This window comes from Variovorax sp. V15, from assembly GCF_041154425.1.
Taxonomy (GTDB): Bacteria; Pseudomonadota; Gammaproteobacteria; order Burkholderiales; family Burkholderiaceae_C; genus Variovorax; species Variovorax guangxiensis.
This window is the reverse complement of record NZ_AP028659.1, coordinates 3,347,103-3,362,924: the sequence shown is the minus strand read 5'-3', so window position 1 is coordinate 3,362,924 and position 15,822 is coordinate 3,347,103. Positions and strand designations below refer to the sequence as shown.

Here is a 15,822-nt window from a genome sequence, read left to right as displayed (position 1 = left end):
ACTATCCCGGCGGCTTGGCCCTCAAGGGCTTGTGCGAGAACAGCTCCTCGCACAACGCGCGCAGCCAGCGGCTGGCAGGATCCTGGTGGTAGCGGACGTGCCAGTGCTGTTTGACGGTGAACGGCGGCACTCGCACCGGGCAACCGTGGACCTTCAAGGCGCTCCCACTTGAACTGGCGAGCGTCTCGCCGATATGACGCGGCACGGTTGCGATCAGGTCGGTCGTGGACACGACAGCCGCAAGGCCAAGGAACCCCGGCAACTCCAGCAGGACGCGCCGCCCGATCTCTTGTCGCTGCAGTGCAGCCTCCAGCAGCAAGGCACCGGTGCCCCCAACGATGCCGATATGGGCCTCGGCCTTGTATTCGCGCAGGCCCAATCCCTTGAGGCCGATGCGAGGGTGACGCGCGTTCACGAGGCACACCCAGTCCTGAGGGTAGAGAACCTGCTGGTAGAACCCCGACTCGAGCTGGGGCACCAGGCCGATCGCGAGGTCCGCCTCGCCGGATTGCAGCGCCTGTCCGGTTTGCTCGTCGATTCGGGCGGCCTCCAGGCGAACGCCGGGCGCGACCGCGCGCACATGCGCGAGCAGGCGCGGCAGCAGGGTGATGTGGCTGGCATCCGTCATGCAGATGCGAAAGCGCCGTGTCGCAACCGACGGATCGAAGGCTTCGGCGGGCGCGGCCACTCGGCGCAGTGCGGCCAGGGCTTCCCGCACCGGCACGATCAGCTCCTGCGCGCGCGGGGTCGGCTGCATGCCGTTGGTGGTGCGAACGAAAAGCTCGTCGCCCAGCTGCCGGCGCAGTCGTCCGAGCCAGTTGCTCACGGTCGGCTGGCTCTGGCCCATCGCCTCGCCGGCCCGCGTCACGCTGTTCGTGCTGTAGAGCAGCTCGAACAGGCGCAGCAGCTTGATGCTGGGAAGGGATGCATCGCCTTCGATGTCGTCGTCAGTGTCCAAACCGGGTCTCCATTTCAAATTGGAATGTAGATCATTGCAGCCATGCCATGGGCAACATGGTTCTTGGAACCTATCGTCGGGGTCATTCCGAACGAAGGCTCATATGAAGATCTACTTTCTCGGCGCCGGCGCATTGGGTTGCGCCATCGGCGGGACCCTCGCCGCAGCAGGGTCCGATGTCACACTGATCGACCCCTTCCAGGCCCACGTCGACGCGATCAATCGCGACGGGCTGCGCATGAAGGTCGGCGATTCGGAGCGCACCGTCCGGGTCCGCGCGGCGCTCGACAGCACGAGGCTCGAGGCACCGGACCTCATCGTCGTGCTGGTCAAGTCCTTCCACACGCGTGCAGCCATCGAAGGGGCACGAAACATCGTGGGGCCCGACACGGCCGTGATGTCGCTGCAGAACGGCATGGGGCATGAGGAAATCCTCTCGGAAGTGGTGGGCGCCGGGCATGTGCTCGCCGGCAAGACCTACGTCGGCGGCGTGATGCTCGCTCCCGGTCATGTCATTGCCGGCACGCAGGGCAAGCGCACGGTGATCGGCGAGATCGACGGCCGTGTCAGCGAACGCGCCAAGGCGATCGCCGCGGAGTTCGAGCGCGCCGAGCTGCCTTGCGAGGTCAGCGGCAACATCCTCGGCGCGATGTGGGACAAGCTCCTGATCAACGTCGCGACCGGTGCACTGAGCGGCATCACCGGCCAGGTCTACGGAAGCCTCTACGCGGTGCCGGAGATCGAAGCCACGGCCATCGCCGCGGTGGCCGAAGCGATGGCGGTTGCCGAGGCCAGCGGCGTGAAGCTGTCGATCAAGGCGCCGCGCGACGCCTGGCTGATGGCTGCCGAGGGCCTGCCCTACGAATTCAAGACCTCGATGCTGCAGAGCCTGGAGAAGGGCTCGGTCACCGAGATCGACTTCATCAACGGCGCCGTGGTGCGCGTGGGCCGCAAATACGGCATGCCGACGCCCGTCAACCAGACGCTGGTCGCAGCGATCAAGGGCATTGAACGCCGCATGGAGGCGAAATGAACACCCGGGCCATACCGAAAGCCTACGTCGAGCACGTCGCCATCTGGGTGCGCGACATCCATTGGCACATCAAGTTCTTCCACGACGTGTGCGGCATGACCATGCGGGAAGTGCAGGGCACCGTCGAAGAGCCCATCCAGTACTGGACGCTCGGGGGCATGCAGTTCATGGCCAAGCCCGATCACGACGGTCCCGAAGGTCGGCTGGGCCACCTGGGCGTGATGTGCGAAGACCTCGAGGCCGCGCTGGCCGCCGCAAAGGCCTTCGGCGTCACCGAGATGCCGCAGGGCCGCAACTGGCTGCGCCTGCCCGATGGTCTGGCCGTCGAATTCATCCAGGCCAGCCCCGGCGCCGTGGCCCAGGCGCTGGCGATCGATCCCCGTGCCTGAACCCTGTCCGTACCCGAGACCCCGACATGAACACACTCACCATCGAAGACAAGTACTGGGACGACGCCGTCGTCGGCGAGGAATGCATCAGCCCGCCGTACGAAGTGACGGAAGCCCGCGTGATGGCCTACGCCGACCTCACGGGCGACCACACGCCCGTGCACACCGACGAGGCCTACGCCCGCACCACGCCTTTCGGCACCCGTGTGGCCCACGGCCTGTTCGGCCTCTCGATCGCAGACGGCCTGAAGACGAAGAGCGACATGCGCTTCATGCCCGGCATGTCGCTGGGCTGGGAATGGAGCTTCGTCGCGCCCATCAAGCTCGGCGACACGGTGCGGGTAAGGTTCCGCGTCGAGTCCAAGCGCGAATCGAAGAGCAAGCCTGGCTGGGGCATCCTGGTGCTGCCGTCCGAACTGATCAACCAGCGCGACGAGGTCGTGCAGAAGGGCGAGCATCGCGTGATGGTGCCCAGGAGGCCGGCATGAACGCGGCGGCACGGCAGGCATTGCCCCTGGCGGGAATCCGCGTCATCGACTACAGCCACTTCCTCGCCGGCCCTTACGTGGGCCGCTGCCTGGCGGCGCTAGGTGCCGAGGTCATCAAGGTGGAGCGCCCCGGATCGGGCGATGCCGGCCGGCAGCACGCCTGGTTCGTCGGTGACCACAGCGGCTACTTCCTGCAGCAGAACATGGGCAAGAAGGGCCTGTCGGTCAACACCAAGGATCCGCGCGGCCGCGCCTTGATGAAGAAGCTGGTCGACAGCGCCGACGTGTTCGTCGAGAACTACCGCCCCGGCGCGCTGGACAAGCTGGGCCTGGGCTACGCGGAACTGGCCGAGACCAATCCGGGCCTCGTCTACTGCTCGATCTCCGCATACGGCCATACCGGACCGGACTCGCACCGCGCCGGCTTCGGCCTGATTGCTGAAGCCAAGAGCGGCATCATGCAGATGGTGGGCAATCCCGGCGAGGCGCCGCCTCTGCTGCGTATATCGCTCGGCGACATGTACACCGGCATCCACGCCGTGGCGGCGATCAACGCCGCGCTGCTGGGCCGCGTGAAGTCGGGCCGCGGGCAGCACATCGACATGGCGCTGTACGACACGCTGGTGTCGATGCACGAATACGCGGTGCAGTGCTACACGCTCTCGGGCGGCAAGGAAGTACCGGTGCAGACCGGTCACGACATGCCCAATTCGACCCTGTACGGCGTGTTCCGCGCGCAGGACGGCGACCTGGTCATCGCCGCGCAGGTCGACGATGCATGGAAGCGCTTCGCCGCGCTCGTCGAGCAGAACGGCGGACCGGCGGGTTTCGGAGGCGACACGCGCCTGCACGCAGCGGCCGGGCGCAACGCAAACCGCCTGGAAATTCTCGAGGTGGTCCGCCCTTGGGTGGCGCAACGCCCTGTGGCCGGGATCCTGAAGATGCTGGACGGCATCGACGTGCCCTGTGCCAAGGTGCAGCGCATCGACGAAGTGCTGGCCGACCCGCAGATCCAGGCGCGCGGCATGGTGGTGGAGCAGGAGCACCCGGTGCTGGGCAACATCCGTCTGCCCAATCTGCCCTTCCGCATGTCGGGCTGCGACACCTCGATCACGCAGGTGGCGCCGGAGCTCGGCGAGCACAACGCCGAGATCGCCGCGAGCCTGGGCTACGACGCCGCCCAGATCGCCGAGATGCAGGCCGACGGCGTGCTCTACGGCGCATGATGAGGAGGGAAGCATGACCGACCGCTACGCCGTCATCGGCAATCCCATCGGCCACACCAAGTCGCCGCTGATCCACGGCAGCTTTGCGCGAGCGACCGGCCAGGACATCGAGTACGGCGCCATCGAAGGCTCGCTCGAGCGCTTCGCGGACGACGTGCACGCGTTTCGCAAGGCGGGCGGGCTCGGCCTGAACGTGACGGCGCCATTCAAGCTGCAGGCGCTGGCCCTGGCGACCGAACGCCTGGAGCGTGCCGAACTGGCCGGTGCCACCAATGCGCTCAAGTTCGAGGGCGACCGCATCGTTGCCGACAACTTCGACGGCGTGGGGCTGACCAGGGACATCCGGAGCAACCTGGGCTTCTCCCTCAAGGGAGCGCGCATGCTGGTGCTCGGTTCGGGCGGCGCGGTGCGCGGAGCCCTGTTGCCCTTCCTCGCGCAAGGGCCGGTCGAACTGGTGCTCGCGAACAGGACCCTGCCGAAGGCGGTCGACCTCGCCGAACAGTTTGCGGTGCATGGCCCCGTGCGCGCCTGCGCCTATGCAGACCTGGCCGGGGAGCGCTTCGACATCGTCATCAACGGCACCTCGGCCAGCCTCAAGGCCGAGCTGCCACCGGTGCCGGCGGAGACCTTCCAGAACGCCAGGCTTGCCTACGAACTGGCCTACGGCAAGGGCCTGACGCCCTTCCTGCGGCTGGCCCGGAACGCGGGCGTGCCCCAGCTCGCCGACGGCGTGGGCATGCTGGTCGAGCAGGCGGCCGAAGCCTTCCTGTGGTGGCGCGGCGTGCGGCCCGACACCCGTGCGGTCATCGAGCGCATGACCATCCCGCTGGTCTGAGGCCGCGACAAGAAGGAGAGACCCCGATGAAGATCCTCATGCTCCACGGCATCAACCACAACATGTTCGGCAAGCGCGATCCGAAGCAATACGGCAACACGACGCTCGCCGAGATCGACGCGAAGCTGCAGGCGCTGGGCAAGGAGCTGGGCGCGGAGGTCGAGAGCTTCCAGACCAACAGCGAAAGCGCCATGTGCGAGCGCATCCACCAGGGCTTCGTCGATGGCGTCGATGCGGTCCTGATCAACGCCGGCGCATGGACGCATTACAGCTACGGCATCAGGGACGCGCTGGCGATCCTCACGGTGCCGGTGGTCGAACTGCACATGTCGAACATCCATGCGCGCGAGGAGTTCCGGCATCACTCGGTGTTCGCGGACATCGTGAAGGGCCAGATCTGCGGCTTCGGCCTGGACAGCTACCTGCTCGCCTTGCGTGCTGCAGTGTCGGCGGTGCGAGGCGCCGGCTAGCGAGAAGCAAGCTGCGCGAGCTCGCCCCGGGGATGCCCGGCGACGACGAGGCGGGGTCGCAGCGAGATAGCCGTGCCGCCTGCGAAACATGAGGCGGTCGGCGGCGGAAAACCGGGCTCGGCAGCGATCCGGATGAAGACCATTTCGCATCCAGCGAAAGCACCGGCATCACTGCGTCTTCGAGGTGGAATGAACGCAAGCAAGTTGCAGTGCTTCCGGTCATTCCGAAAATGAAATTCAGTCGCTCATTTTCAGAGGCAATTCAACGCTCGTTGCCGCCTCTGTACAGGTCACACTGATCGGGCTTGCCGTGTCGCGCAGTCGATGCGGTGCGGGCATGGCCGGAGGCAGTGACATTCAATGTCGTTTCGCCGGCGTCTCATGTGACAACGAATGTCACTTCTTGCCGCTGCGCGTCCCTCGCAACGCGCTCAATGCACCCATCGGTTTTACCGATTTCATTTCGTCTACCCATCGAAGCGAATGGCATGCACTTTGCAGAAGCATTTATTTACACATTCCGATAAATGACCCATCCCACGAACGACGACAAAGACGCCGGCCTGCTGGATCGCCGCACCTTCTTCATCGGCACCGCGAGTGCAATCGCCCTGGGCACGACGGCTTGCGGTGGGGGCAGCAGCGGTAGTTTTTCGCCCATAGGGGGAGCGGCCGCGCAGCAGTCATCACAGCAATCACCGGGTGCGAGCTCCGGCGCGGTCGCAGGTGTCGATACACCCGCCACTCCCGCGCCCGAGCCAGCCGCCCCTGAGCCCGCAGTACGCAAGATCGTGCACCCCGGCCTGCTGGTCACGGAAGACGCTCTGCAGCGCATCCGCGACAAGCTGGCCGCCAAGGCGGAGCCATGGGTGGGCGGCTTGAACATGATGCTCAGGGCGAACACCACCGGCCTCGATGCGAAGCCGCGCCCCCTGGCAGTGGTGATACGCGGCGTCGATGGCCAGAACTTCGGCCAGATGGTCGGCGACATGGTGCGCGCCCTTCATTACGCACTGCGCTGGAAGATCTCGAACGACGAGAGCTACGCGAAGAAGGCGGTGGAGTTCCTCAATGCATGGTCGTCGACCTTGACCGAGCTGGGCGGCAATTCGAACGTCTACCTGGCGTCGGGCCTTTACGGCAACCAGTGGGCCAACGCCGCGGAACTGATGCGGACCTACTCCGGCTGGGCGAAGGAAGACGTAGCGCGCTTCCAGGCGATGCTGATGAACGTGTTCTATCCGAAGGCCCACGACTTCCTGGTCAACCACAACGGCAGCGAGACAAGAAAGGTCACCCACTACTGGGCCAACTGGGACCTGGCCAACATCTGCGCCGTCTACGCGATCGGCGTGTTCTGCGACCGGCCCGACCTGAGGGCCGAGGCAAGCAACTACTACAAGGCCGGCCGCGGCAACGGCACGAGCGCCGGCAGCGTCTACTACGTGCACCCCGGTTACCTCGGGCAATGGCAGGAAAGCCATCGCGACCAGGGCCACTCCACCCTCGGCATCTCGCTGGCCGGGATGCTGTGCGAAATGGCCTGGAACCAGGGCGAGGACCTCTACGGCTACTGGAACAACCGGCTGCTGGCCGGTGCGGAGTACGTGGCCAGGACGAACCTGACCGATGCCAATGGCAATGCCCTGTTCACGATGCCGTTCGCGCCTTACAACGGCGTCTTCGGACCCGCTACCGCCGTGGCGGGCACCGGCAGCGGCCGGCCCTGCTGGGAACTGATCTACAACCACTACGTGAACCGCAAGGGTCTCTCCGCCCCCTGGACCAAGGCGATGGTCGACAGATTTCGTCCGGAGCGCGTCGACGGCGGCGACCAGCCGGGCATCGGCACGCTGCTCTATGCGCGCGATCCGGTCGCTGCCGCAAAGCCCAGCGGCCTTAGCGCATTCCTGAACAACGCAAAGGTGCAGCTGTCCTGGTGGGGCACGGCGGGCGCTTCCCAATACCTCGTGCAGAGGGCTGCTTCACCGAACGGTCCGTTCACGACCCTTGCGCCCGTCACCGATCCACGCACCTACACCGACGATGCCGACCAGGGCACCTGGTACTACCGCATCGATGCGGTGACCGACGCCGGCGAGATCACCGGTGCGGATACCTTGCGCGTGGCGGTTCCCGGCGAGCTGTGGCTGCACCTGCCGCTCAATGGCGATGCCAACGACGCCAGCGGCCGCGGCCTGAACGCGCAGTTGAAGGGCGGTACGAGCTGGGGCGAAGGGCGCAACGGCGGTAGCGCCGTGCAACTCGATGGCCGCAGCGGCCACGTCCAGTTGCCGGACGGAGCTGTGTCGGCCCTGGGCGATTTCACGGCGGCGGTATGGGTCTACTGGGATGCCTCCGTGGTCAATACGCGCATCTTCGACTTCGGCTCCAACGACGTGGCCTACATCTCGCTGATTCCTCGCGATGGCAACGGCAAGCTGCGTTTTTCGGGCTCGCGCAACCAGTTCTGGAACGAGGAGTCCGTGACGACCGACGTGCTGCCCACGCAGCGCTGGGTGCATGTGGCGGTCACGCTTTCAGGCACCGTGGGCACGCTCTACGTAGACGGCACGCAGGTCGCCACCGCGGACGGCATCTGGATCAATCCCTTCCAGCTGGGCCGCACGACGCAGACCTGGCTGGGCCGCTCCCAATACGGCGGCGACCCGTACTTCAAGGGCCGCATGCAGGACTTCCGCATCTACAGCGGCGCGCAGGACGCGGCCTTCATCGCGAACCTCGCCCGCTGAGCGCCATCGGGCAGCCGCGCTGCCCGGACAACCCTGAACCCGAACCGGTGTGTGCCTGCACGGGCGCGCCGGTATTTGTTTCCTCTCACCTTTCGGACTTTTCCATGGGCATTCTTTCTCGACGATCCGTTTCCGCGCTGCTGGCCTCGCTGCTGCTCTTCGGCTGTGGCGGAGGAGGTGGCAGCGGTAGCGGTGGCGGGGCCGGCATTCCGTTGTTCGGCAGCCCGACGGGCCAGGCCGGCACCGGCGGGCAGAACAACGGTGGACAGGTGGCCGGCAACACCTCCGGCGGCGGCACCCAGGGCGGCACTGGCGGCACGAGCGGTGGCACCGCGCCCGTGCCGGCCACCGTCGCCCTGGCCACCAAGCTGGGCAAACCCTCGCGAGTGCTGGTTGGGCTGGGAGCGACCTCCATCGACGACATGAAGAGCCAGGACATCCACCCCGACATCGTGGAGCGCTACCTGGTGGGAGTCGGCTCGGGAGCCTGGCCGACGTGGAACAGCCCCGATGGGGCCTACGTCACCTTCACTGCGCAGGCTGCCGATGCCTATGGTGCGGTGCCCATGTTCACGCTCTACCAGATGACGGCGAACGGCGAAGGCAATCTCAGCGGCATCAGCGACGCGACCTTCATGAACAAGTACTGGGGCCAGGTCCGCCTGATGTACCAGCGCATCGCGGAATGGGGCAAGCCTGCCCTCGTCAACGTGGAGCCGGACTTCTGGGGCTTCGCCGCGTCGCAGGCGCCCGGCCGCGACCTGACCAGGATGGCCGCTTCCGTGAAGGGGCAGCCCGAATGCAGCGCGCTGCCCGACACCGTGGCGGGCCTGGGCCAGTGCTTCGTGCAGATGGGCCGCAAGGTCGCACCCAAGGCACTGATCGGGTTCCCGCCCGCCTTCTGGAATGGCACGCCCGCCGAGATCGCCGCGATGATGCGGACCGTCGGTGCGAACCAGGCGGACTTCATCGTCGCCCAGACCAGCGATCGCGACGCGGGCTGCCGCGAAGCTGCATCGCCGCCTCCGGAATGCCAGAACGGAAGCGCTCCGTTCTACTGGGACGCAAGCAACAAGACCAGCCCCAGCTTCCATGATTCGCAGAAGCAGTATTCGGATTACCGCGCGGCCCTGGGCAACGATCTGCCCATCCTGTGGTGGCAGACGCCAATGGGCGTGCCTTCCGACACGCCCGGCGGCACGGACCAGCACTATCGCGACAACCACGTCGACTACATGCTGACCAACACCCAGGAGTACGGCGACATGCACACCGTCGGGATTGTCTTCAGCGCGGGTGCGGGCAGCCAGACCTCGATCGGTACGGACGGCGGCCAGTTCGCGCGCCTTTCGGCGCAATACCTTGCGCGAGGCGGCGCGGTGCTGAAGTAGCGGGTTCGGTCGAGACTACTACCGCAGCACCAGAACCGGCAGCGACGATCGAACCAGGACTTGCTGCGTCTCGCTTCCCAGCAAGAGGCGCTTGAGGCCCTTGCGTCCGTGCGAGGCCATCACGATCAGGTCGCTCCTGTGCTTCTTCGCCGCGGCGATGATCGATTCGGCGACCAGGTCCGAGCTGGCCTGCGCCGTCCTGATCCGCACGCCGCGCTCCCGCGCGCGGTCGCGCACCTTGTCGAGCATGGCCTGCGCCTTCTCCGCCCACTGCTTCTCGATGCGGCCGACGTCTTCTGCCGAGAAGGTCATCGAGCCTTCGAAATAGCTCTTCGGGTAACGGGGGACGACGGTCAGGGCGACCAGGTCCGAGTCGTTCTGCACCGCCAGCGCGATGGCGCTGTCGACGGCCTTCTTCGAAAGGGCGGTGCCGTCGGTGGCGACGAGGATGCGTTTGAACATGAAGGGCTCCGCGTGATTTGCGGCAGAGCTTAGGCGCGCCCGCAACCTACGGCTTGATCCATATCAAACGGCTCGCGCGGCCCGCCTCTTAGGCTCGCCCGATGAATGCCACGCTCGCCCCCGATCGCGCCGCGATCCCCGTATTTCCCGCCGCGGACGGCGACCAGGCCTGGCAGCTGCTGGACGATCCGGCCGAATGGCCCGCCTTCGGCCGCGAGTTGGGTGCCGCCGGCGCTGGCTGCTGGGAGTCGCAGGTCGTGGTCGAGGGCATGCACTGCGCGGCCTGCGCCTTCACGGTCGAGGCGGCGCTGCGCCAGGTGCCGGGCGTGATGGAGGCGCAGGTCAACGCGGCCAGCCGGCGTGCGCGCGTGGTCTGGTCGCCCGCGCAGACCCGGCCTTCGCACTGGTTCGAGGCCAGCGCGAAAGCCGGCTACCGGCTGCTGCCGGGCAGCGACCGCTCCGTCAGGGAACTGCGCCGGCGCGAATCGCGGCTGGCCCTGTGGCGCTGGCTCGTGTCGGGCTTCTGCATGATGCAGGTGATGATGTACGCCTACCCGGCCTACGTCGCGCGGCCCGGCGACATGAACGCCGATTCCGCGCAGCTGCTGCGCTGGGCTTCCTGGGTGCTGACGCTGCCCGTCGTGCTCTTCTCCTGCGGGCCCTTCTTCCGCAGCGCCTGGCGCGACCTGCGCATGGGGCGCATCGGCATGGATCTTCCCGTGGCCTTCGGCGTTCTCGCGACCTTCGCGGTCAGCACCGCGGCCACCTTCGATGCCACGGGGCCGCTCGGCCACGAGGTGTACTTCGACTCGCTGACGATGTTCGTCTTCTTCCTGCTCACGGGCCGCTGGCTCGAGGCGCGCCTGCGCGAACGCACCGCCGGCTCGCTCGACGCGCTGATGAACCGGCTGCCCGACGGTGTCGACCGGCTCGCCGCCGATGGCAGCTGGAAGCGGGTGGCCGTGCGCCGGCTTGCCGTGGGAGACGTGGTGCGGGTGCGGCCGGGCGAGGCCTTTGCGGCCGACGGCGTGGTGATCGAAGGCGACACCAGTGCCGACGAGGCCTTGCTGACCGGCGAATCCCGACCCGTGCCTCGCCCCTGCGGCGACCGCGTGCTCGCCGGCAGCCACAACCTGTCGGCGCCGGTGCGGGTGCGCATCGAATCGGTGGGTGAGGGCACGCGCTTCGCGCAGATCGTCCGGCTGATGGAAAGCGCCGCCTCACGCAAGCCGCGCCTGGCACTGCTGGCGGACCGCGTGGCGCGCCCCTTCCTCGCCGCGGTGCTGGTGTCGGCGGCCGTGGCCGCAGCGCTCTGGTGGCCCACGGACCCGGGCAGGGCGCTGATGGTGGCGGTCGCGGTGCTCATCGTGACCTGTCCGTGCGCGCTCTCGCTCGCGACGCCGGCCGCCATGCTCACCAGTGCCGGCGCGCTGGCACGCGGCGGGGTGATGACATCCAACCTCCAGGCCCTGGAAGCGCTCGCGTCGGTCGATACCGTCGTGTTCGACAAGACCGGAACCCTGACCGGAGACATACCGCGCCTGGAGCGCATCTACTGCCGCCAGGGCATGCGGCCCGGCGATGCGCTGGAGATGGCCGCCGCGCTCGGCGCGCAGTCGCTGCATCCCGTGTCGCAGGCGCTGGTGAATGCGTGGAATGCGCAATTCCGTTGTGCGCCCGGCTGGGCAGCGGACAAGGTGGCTGAGACTGCGGGCCAGGGCATCGAGGGCCGGATGCGGCGCGTGCGCGCGGCCGCCGGAACGAGCCGTCGCGTGCGCCTCGGCTCGCCAGCCTTCTGCAGCGTGGTGCCGCTGGAAGTCGATGCGGCGCAGGTCCATCTCGCGGACGAGCAGGGGTGGCTCGCCAGCTTCGTGCTGGTCGAGGAATTGCGCGCCGATGCCGCGGCTGCCGTGGCGTCGCTGCGCGAGCAGGGCCTCACGGTGCGGCTGCTGTCGGGCGACAGGGATTCGGCCGCGAGGGAGATCGGCGCGCGTTGCGGCATCGACTTCTCGCAGGGCGGCTGTACGCCCGAGGACAAGCTCGAGGTGCTGTGGCGGCTGCAGGCCGAGGGCCGGCAGATCGCGATGGTGGGCGACGGCCTCAACGACGGCCCGTCGCTGGCGCGCGCGAACGCCTCGTTCGCCTTCGGCCGCAGCGTGCCGCTGTCGCGCGCGCATGCCGACTTCGTCGTGCTGGGCAACAGGCTCGCAACCATCCCCCAGGCCATCGCGCAGGCGCGCAGGACGCTGCGCGTGGTGCGCCAGAACCTCCTGTGGGCGGCGGGCTACAACGCGCTGTGCGTGCCGCTGGCCATCGCCGGCTGGCTGCCTGCATGGCTTGCCGGCCTCGGCATGGCCGCGAGTTCGCTCGTGGTGGTTCTGAATGCGACGCGGCTCGCGTCCGGCGCGAAAGAGGCGCACTGATGGACATCCTCTTCCTTCTCGTTCCGTTGTCCGTGGCGCTGGTCCTCGCGATCCTCGGCGGCCTGTGGTGGGCCATCGAGCGCGGCCAGTTCGACGACGTCGACGCCGAGGGCGAGCGCATCCTGCACGGCGATTGATCTGCATCAACCCGCAGGGCAGCGTGCCCACGGAAACTGCCCGCAACTCAATCAAGGGCACCACGATGCAACCACCGAATCCACCCGCCGCGGAATACGACGACACGGTCGTGCGGCAATTCGCGCTCATGTCCGTGGTCTGGGGCGTGGTCGGCATGCTGGTGGGCGTGGTCATCGCCTCCCAGCTGACGTGGCCCGAACTCAACCTCGGCATTCCGTGGCTCAGCTATGGGCGCCTGCGGCCGCTGCACACCAACGCGGTCATCTTCGCGTTCGGCGGCTGCGCGCTGATGGCGACCAGCTTCCACGTGGTCCAGCGCACCTGCCAGGTGCGCCTGTTCGCACCCAGGCTCGCGTCTTTCGTGTTCTGGGGCTGGCAGGCGGTGATCGTGGCGGCTGCCATCAGCCTGCCGATGGGCTACACCAGCGGCAAGGAATACGCCGAGCTGGAGTGGCCCATCGACCTGCTGATCGCCGTGGTCTGGGTGGCCTACGCCGTCGTGTTCTTCGGCACCATCGGGATGCGCAAGGTGCGCCACATCTACGTGGCGAACTGGTTCTTCGGCGCCTTCATCATCGCGGTGGCGCTGCTGCACATCGTCAACAGCGCCGAGATCCCGGCTGGCTGGATGAAGAGCTACTCGGCCTACGCCGGCGTGCAGGACGCGATGGTGCAGTGGTGGTACGGCCACAACGCCGTCGGCTTCTTCCTCACGGCCGGCTTCCTCGGGATGATGTACTACTACATCCCCAAGCAGGCGGGCCGGCCGGTGTACTCGTACCGGCTGTCGATCGTGCACTTCTGGGCGCTGATCTTCACCTACATGTGGGCGGGCCCGCACCACCTGCACTACACCGCGCTGCCCGACTGGACGCAGTCGCTGGGCATGGTGTTCTCGCTGATCCTGCTGGCGCCGAGCTGGGGCGGCATGATCAACGGCGTGATGACGCTCTCGGGCGCCTGGCACAAGCTGCGCACCGACCCGATCCTGCGCTTCCTGATCGTGGCGCTGTCGTTCTACGGCATGTCTACCTTCGAGGGGCCGATGATGTCCATCAAGACCGTCAACGCCCTGAGCCACTACACCGACTGGACCGTGGGCCACGTGCATTCCGGCGCGCTCGGCTGGGTGGGCTTCATCACCATGGGCTCGCTCTACTACCTGATCCCGCGCATGTACGGCCGCACCGCCATGTACAGCACCAAGGCCATCGAGGCGCACTTCTGGATCGCCACCATCGGCATCGTGCTGTACATCGCGGCCATGTGGATCGCCGGCGTGATGCAGGGCCTGATGTGGCGCGCCATCAACTCCGACGGCACGCTCACCTACACCTTCGTGGAGAGCGTGAAGGCCACCTTCCCGTTCTACCTGGTGCGCGTGATCGGCGGCGTTCTCTACCTCAGCGGGATGCTGCTGATGGCATGGAACGTCTGGATGACCGTCATCTCCGGGCGCGCGGTGCGCGCCGAGATCCCGCCCCCCGCCATGGCCCATGCCTGAGGACGCACGATGAACCAGAACAACTCCAGCCCGGCTTCCAGCTCCGGCGGCTTCACGCACGAGAAGATCGAAACCAACAACCTGCTGATGATCGTGCTGATCCTCGTGGTGGTGGCCGTCGGCGGCCTCGTCGAGATCGTGCCGCTGTTCTTCCAGAAGTCGACCACCGAGGCGGTGCAGGGCGTCAAGCCGCTCACGCCGCTGCAGCTGGCCGGGCGCGACGTCTACCTGCGCGAGGGTTGCTACAACTGCCACTCGCAGATGATCCGGCCCTTCCGTTCGGAGACGCTGCGCTACGGCCATTACTCGGTGGCGGGCGAGTTCGTCTACGACCACCCCTTCCAGTGGGGCAGCAAGCGCACCGGCCCCGACCTGCATCGCGTGGGCGGCAAGTACAGCGACGAGTGGCACCGCATTCACCTCAACAACCCGCGCGACGTGGTGCCCGAGTCGAACATGCCGGCCTACACATGGCTGGAGAAGACGCCGGTCGACGCCGAGGCGCTGCCGGCCCACATGCGCGCGCTGCGCCGCGTCGGCGTGCCCTACACGGACGCCGAGATCGCCGGTGCCACGGAAGAAGTCCGCGGCAAGACCGAGATGGAGGCCACGGTGGCCTACCTGCAGTCGCTGGGCCTGGCGCTGAAGTAGGCACGGCGGCAAAGGACACAAAACATGATCGACCTCACCACCTTGCGCATCGGCGCCACCGTCGTGTGCTTCGCGCTCTTCATCGGCATCGTGATCTGGGCGTATTCGCGCCGCAACGCGCCCGGTTTCCAGGAAGCCGCACGCCTGCCCTTCGAGCAGGACTGAAGGGAGAAGCACGATGAGCGATTTCATCCACCGTTTCTGGTCCGACTACGTGGCCGTGGTCTCGCTGCTGAGCATCCTCGGCTGCGTGATCCTGCTGTGGCTCACCGCCCGCAAGCGCGTCGCGTCCAGTGCCGACAACACCACCGGCCACGTCTGGGACGAGGACCTGCGCGAGGCCAACAATCCGCTGCCCATGTGGTGGGTGGGCCTCTTCGTGCTGACCATCGTCTTCGGGCTGGGCTACCTCGCCGTCTTCCCAGGACTCGGGAGCTTTCGCGGCCAATACGACTGGACCTCGCGCGGCGAGTACGACGCGGAAGTCGCCAGGGCCACGCAGGAGCTCGCGCCCGTCTACGCGAAGTACGCCGCCATGCCGGTCGAGGACGTCTCCAGGGACCCGCAAGCCCGAGCCATCGGCGAGCGGCTCTTCATGGGCAACTGCGCGCAGTGCCACGGTTCCGACGCGCGCGGCAGCAAGGGCTTTCCCAACCTCACGGACAAGGACTGGCTGCATGGCGGCACGCCCGAGAAGATCGTCGAGACCATCACCAAGGGCCGCGTGAGCGTGATGCCGCCAATGGCCGCCGCCGTCGGCACGCCCGACGACGTGAAGAACGTCGCCAACTACGTGCTGAGCCTGTCGGGAGAGCCGCACGACTCGGTGCGCGCCGGCCTCGGGAAGTCGAAGTTCACGGCCTGCGCCGCCTGCCACGGCATCGGCGGCGTCGGCAACCAGGCGCTGGGCGCGCCCAATCTCAGCGACAGGATCTGGCTGCACGGCTACGGCGAGGAAGCCATCGTCCAGATGATCAATTCGGGCAAGCACAACGAGATGCCCGCGCAGGAAGGCCGCCTCACCGAGGCGCAGATCCGGATGGTGGCGTCGTATGTCTGGGGGCTCTCCAACAGCACGGCCGCGGCCACGCCCTGACGTCG

16 protein-coding genes are annotated in these 15,822 nt (G+C 67.2%); 14 read left to right on the top strand and 2 right to left on the bottom strand.

The genetic code is table 11. The annotated features are described in order from the left end of the window. Nucleotide 1: 1 nt before the first annotated feature. The gene (locus ACAM57_RS15935) at nt 2-958 is read right to left on the bottom strand and encodes a LysR family transcriptional regulator (protein WP_369662334.1); all 957 of its coding nucleotides are present in this window, start codon (nt 956-958) and stop codon (nt 2-4) included. Nucleotides 959-1,061: 103 nt separating this feature from the next. On the opposite strand from ACAM57_RS15935, the gene ACAM57_RS15930 reads away from it, so the two are divergent. From ACAM57_RS15930 to ACAM57_RS15895, 8 genes are all read left to right on the top strand, one after another. After that, nucleotides 1,062-1,991 (top strand): ketopantoate reductase family protein, encoded by a 930-nt coding sequence (locus ACAM57_RS15930; protein WP_369662333.1) that lies wholly within the window; start codon nt 1,062-1,064, stop codon nt 1,989-1,991. After that, nucleotides 1,988-2,380: a VOC family protein gene (locus tag ACAM57_RS15925; protein ID WP_369662332.1), complete on the top strand. Its 393-nt coding sequence runs from the start codon at nt 1,988-1,990 to the stop codon at nt 2,378-2,380. Before ACAM57_RS15930 ends, ACAM57_RS15925 begins: the two co-directional genes overlap by 4 nt. 26 nt (nt 2,381-2,406) lie before the next feature. After that, nucleotides 2,407-2,868 (top strand): MaoC family dehydratase, encoded by a 462-nt coding sequence (locus ACAM57_RS15920; protein ID WP_019657422.1) that lies wholly within the window; start codon nt 2,407-2,409, stop codon nt 2,866-2,868. After that, entirely contained in the window at nt 2,865-4,094 is a 1,230-nt protein-coding gene (locus ACAM57_RS15915; protein WP_369662331.1) for a CaiB/BaiF CoA transferase family protein, read from the top strand. Before ACAM57_RS15920 ends, ACAM57_RS15915 begins: the two co-directional genes overlap by 4 nt. Nucleotides 4,095-4,107: 13 nt before the next feature. Further along, a complete protein-coding gene (gene aroE / locus ACAM57_RS15910) occupies nt 4,108-4,929 on the top strand; it encodes a shikimate dehydrogenase (RefSeq protein ID WP_369662330.1) in 822 nt (273 codons plus the stop codon). Between the two features lie 26 nt (nt 4,930-4,955). Further along, entirely contained in the window at nt 4,956-5,399 is a 444-nt protein-coding gene (gene aroQ / locus ACAM57_RS15905) for a type II 3-dehydroquinate dehydratase (protein WP_184637911.1), read from the top strand. 527 nt (nt 5,400-5,926) lie between these two features. After that, the gene (locus tag ACAM57_RS15900) at nt 5,927-8,152 is read left to right on the top strand and encodes a LamG-like jellyroll fold domain-containing protein (RefSeq protein WP_369662329.1); all 2,226 of its coding nucleotides are present in this window, start codon (nt 5,927-5,929) and stop codon (nt 8,150-8,152) included. A gap of 104 nt (nt 8,153-8,256) precedes the next feature. Next, nucleotides 8,257-9,543 carry a hypothetical protein gene (locus tag ACAM57_RS15895; protein ID WP_369662328.1) on the top strand — a complete coding sequence of 429 codons (1,287 nt, stop codon included), beginning with the start codon at nt 8,257-8,259 and terminating at the stop codon, nt 9,541-9,543. A gap of 18 nt (nt 9,544-9,561) precedes the next feature. On the opposite strand, the gene ACAM57_RS15890 is transcribed toward ACAM57_RS15895, so the two are convergent. Further along, the gene (locus ACAM57_RS15890) at nt 9,562-10,005 is read right to left on the bottom strand and encodes a universal stress protein (RefSeq protein ID WP_369662327.1); all 444 of its coding nucleotides are present in this window, start codon (nt 10,003-10,005) and stop codon (nt 9,562-9,564) included. A gap of 101 nt (nt 10,006-10,106) precedes the next feature. On the opposite strand from ACAM57_RS15890, the gene ACAM57_RS15885 reads away from it, so the two are divergent. The 6 genes from ACAM57_RS15885 to ccoP all read left to right on the top strand — a co-directional run bounded on the left by ACAM57_RS15885 (nt 10,107) and on the right by ccoP (nt 15,817). Further along, complete coding sequence (locus ACAM57_RS15885) at nt 10,107-12,428, top strand: heavy metal translocating P-type ATPase (RefSeq protein ID WP_369662326.1); 2,322 nt, start codon at nt 10,107-10,109, stop codon at nt 12,426-12,428. Then, nucleotides 12,428-12,565: a cbb3-type cytochrome oxidase assembly protein CcoS gene (gene ccoS, locus ACAM57_RS15880; protein WP_093196545.1), complete on the top strand. Its 138-nt coding sequence runs from the start codon at nt 12,428-12,430 to the stop codon at nt 12,563-12,565. The genes ACAM57_RS15885 and ccoS overlap by 1 nt, the downstream gene beginning before the upstream one ends. A gap of 65 nt (nt 12,566-12,630) precedes the next feature. After that, the gene (gene ccoN, locus ACAM57_RS15875; RefSeq protein WP_184637903.1) at nt 12,631-14,070 is read left to right on the top strand and encodes a cytochrome-c oxidase, cbb3-type subunit I; all 1,440 of its coding nucleotides are present in this window, start codon (nt 12,631-12,633) and stop codon (nt 14,068-14,070) included. A gap of 9 nt (nt 14,071-14,079) precedes the next feature. After that, on the top strand, nt 14,080-14,721 hold the full coding sequence (ccoO, locus tag ACAM57_RS15870) for a cytochrome-c oxidase, cbb3-type subunit II (protein WP_126019810.1): 642 nt from the start codon (nt 14,080-14,082) through the stop codon (nt 14,719-14,721). A gap of 24 nt (nt 14,722-14,745) precedes the next feature. Further along, complete coding sequence (locus tag ACAM57_RS15865; protein ID WP_184637899.1) at nt 14,746-14,886, top strand: CcoQ/FixQ family Cbb3-type cytochrome c oxidase assembly chaperone; 141 nt, start codon at nt 14,746-14,748, stop codon at nt 14,884-14,886. A 13-nt stretch (nt 14,887-14,899) separates the two neighbouring features. Continuing rightward, nucleotides 14,900-15,817: a cytochrome-c oxidase, cbb3-type subunit III gene (gene ccoP / locus ACAM57_RS15860; RefSeq protein ID WP_369662325.1), complete on the top strand. Its 918-nt coding sequence runs from the start codon at nt 14,900-14,902 to the stop codon at nt 15,815-15,817. The last annotated feature ends 5 nt before the right edge of the window (nt 15,818-15,822 follow it).

Coding starts and splice junctions, on each gene's coding strand:
- aroE (WP_369662330.1), top strand. CDS start 4,108: ATGACCGACCGCTACGCCGTCATCGGCAATCCCATCGGCCACACCAAG.
- ACAM57_RS15890 (WP_369662327.1), bottom strand. CDS start 10,005: ATGTTCAAACGCATCCTCGTCGCCACCGACGGCACCGCCCTTTCGAAG.
- ACAM57_RS15895 (WP_369662328.1), top strand. CDS start 8,257: ATGGGCATTCTTTCTCGACGATCCGTTTCCGCGCTGCTGGCCTCGCTG.
- ccoS (WP_093196545.1), top strand. CDS start 12,428: ATGGACATCCTCTTCCTTCTCGTTCCGTTGTCCGTGGCGCTGGTCCTC.
- ACAM57_RS15900 (WP_369662329.1), top strand. CDS start 5,927: ATGACCCATCCCACGAACGACGACAAAGACGCCGGCCTGCTGGATCGC.
- ACAM57_RS15865 (WP_184637899.1), top strand. CDS start 14,746: ATGATCGACCTCACCACCTTGCGCATCGGCGCCACCGTCGTGTGCTTC.
- ccoO (WP_126019810.1), top strand. CDS start 14,080: ATGAACCAGAACAACTCCAGCCCGGCTTCCAGCTCCGGCGGCTTCACG.
- ACAM57_RS15885 (WP_369662326.1), top strand. CDS start 10,107: ATGAATGCCACGCTCGCCCCCGATCGCGCCGCGATCCCCGTATTTCCC.
- ACAM57_RS15925 (WP_369662332.1), top strand. CDS start 1,988: ATGAACACCCGGGCCATACCGAAAGCCTACGTCGAGCACGTCGCCATC.
- ACAM57_RS15915 (WP_369662331.1), top strand. CDS start 2,865: ATGAACGCGGCGGCACGGCAGGCATTGCCCCTGGCGGGAATCCGCGTC.
- aroQ (WP_184637911.1), top strand. CDS start 4,956: ATGAAGATCCTCATGCTCCACGGCATCAACCACAACATGTTCGGCAAG.
- ccoN (WP_184637903.1), top strand. CDS start 12,631: ATGCAACCACCGAATCCACCCGCCGCGGAATACGACGACACGGTCGTG.
- ACAM57_RS15930 (WP_369662333.1), top strand. CDS start 1,062: ATGAAGATCTACTTTCTCGGCGCCGGCGCATTGGGTTGCGCCATCGGC.
- ccoP (WP_369662325.1), top strand. CDS start 14,900: ATGAGCGATTTCATCCACCGTTTCTGGTCCGACTACGTGGCCGTGGTC.
- ACAM57_RS15920 (WP_019657422.1), top strand. CDS start 2,407: ATGAACACACTCACCATCGAAGACAAGTACTGGGACGACGCCGTCGTC.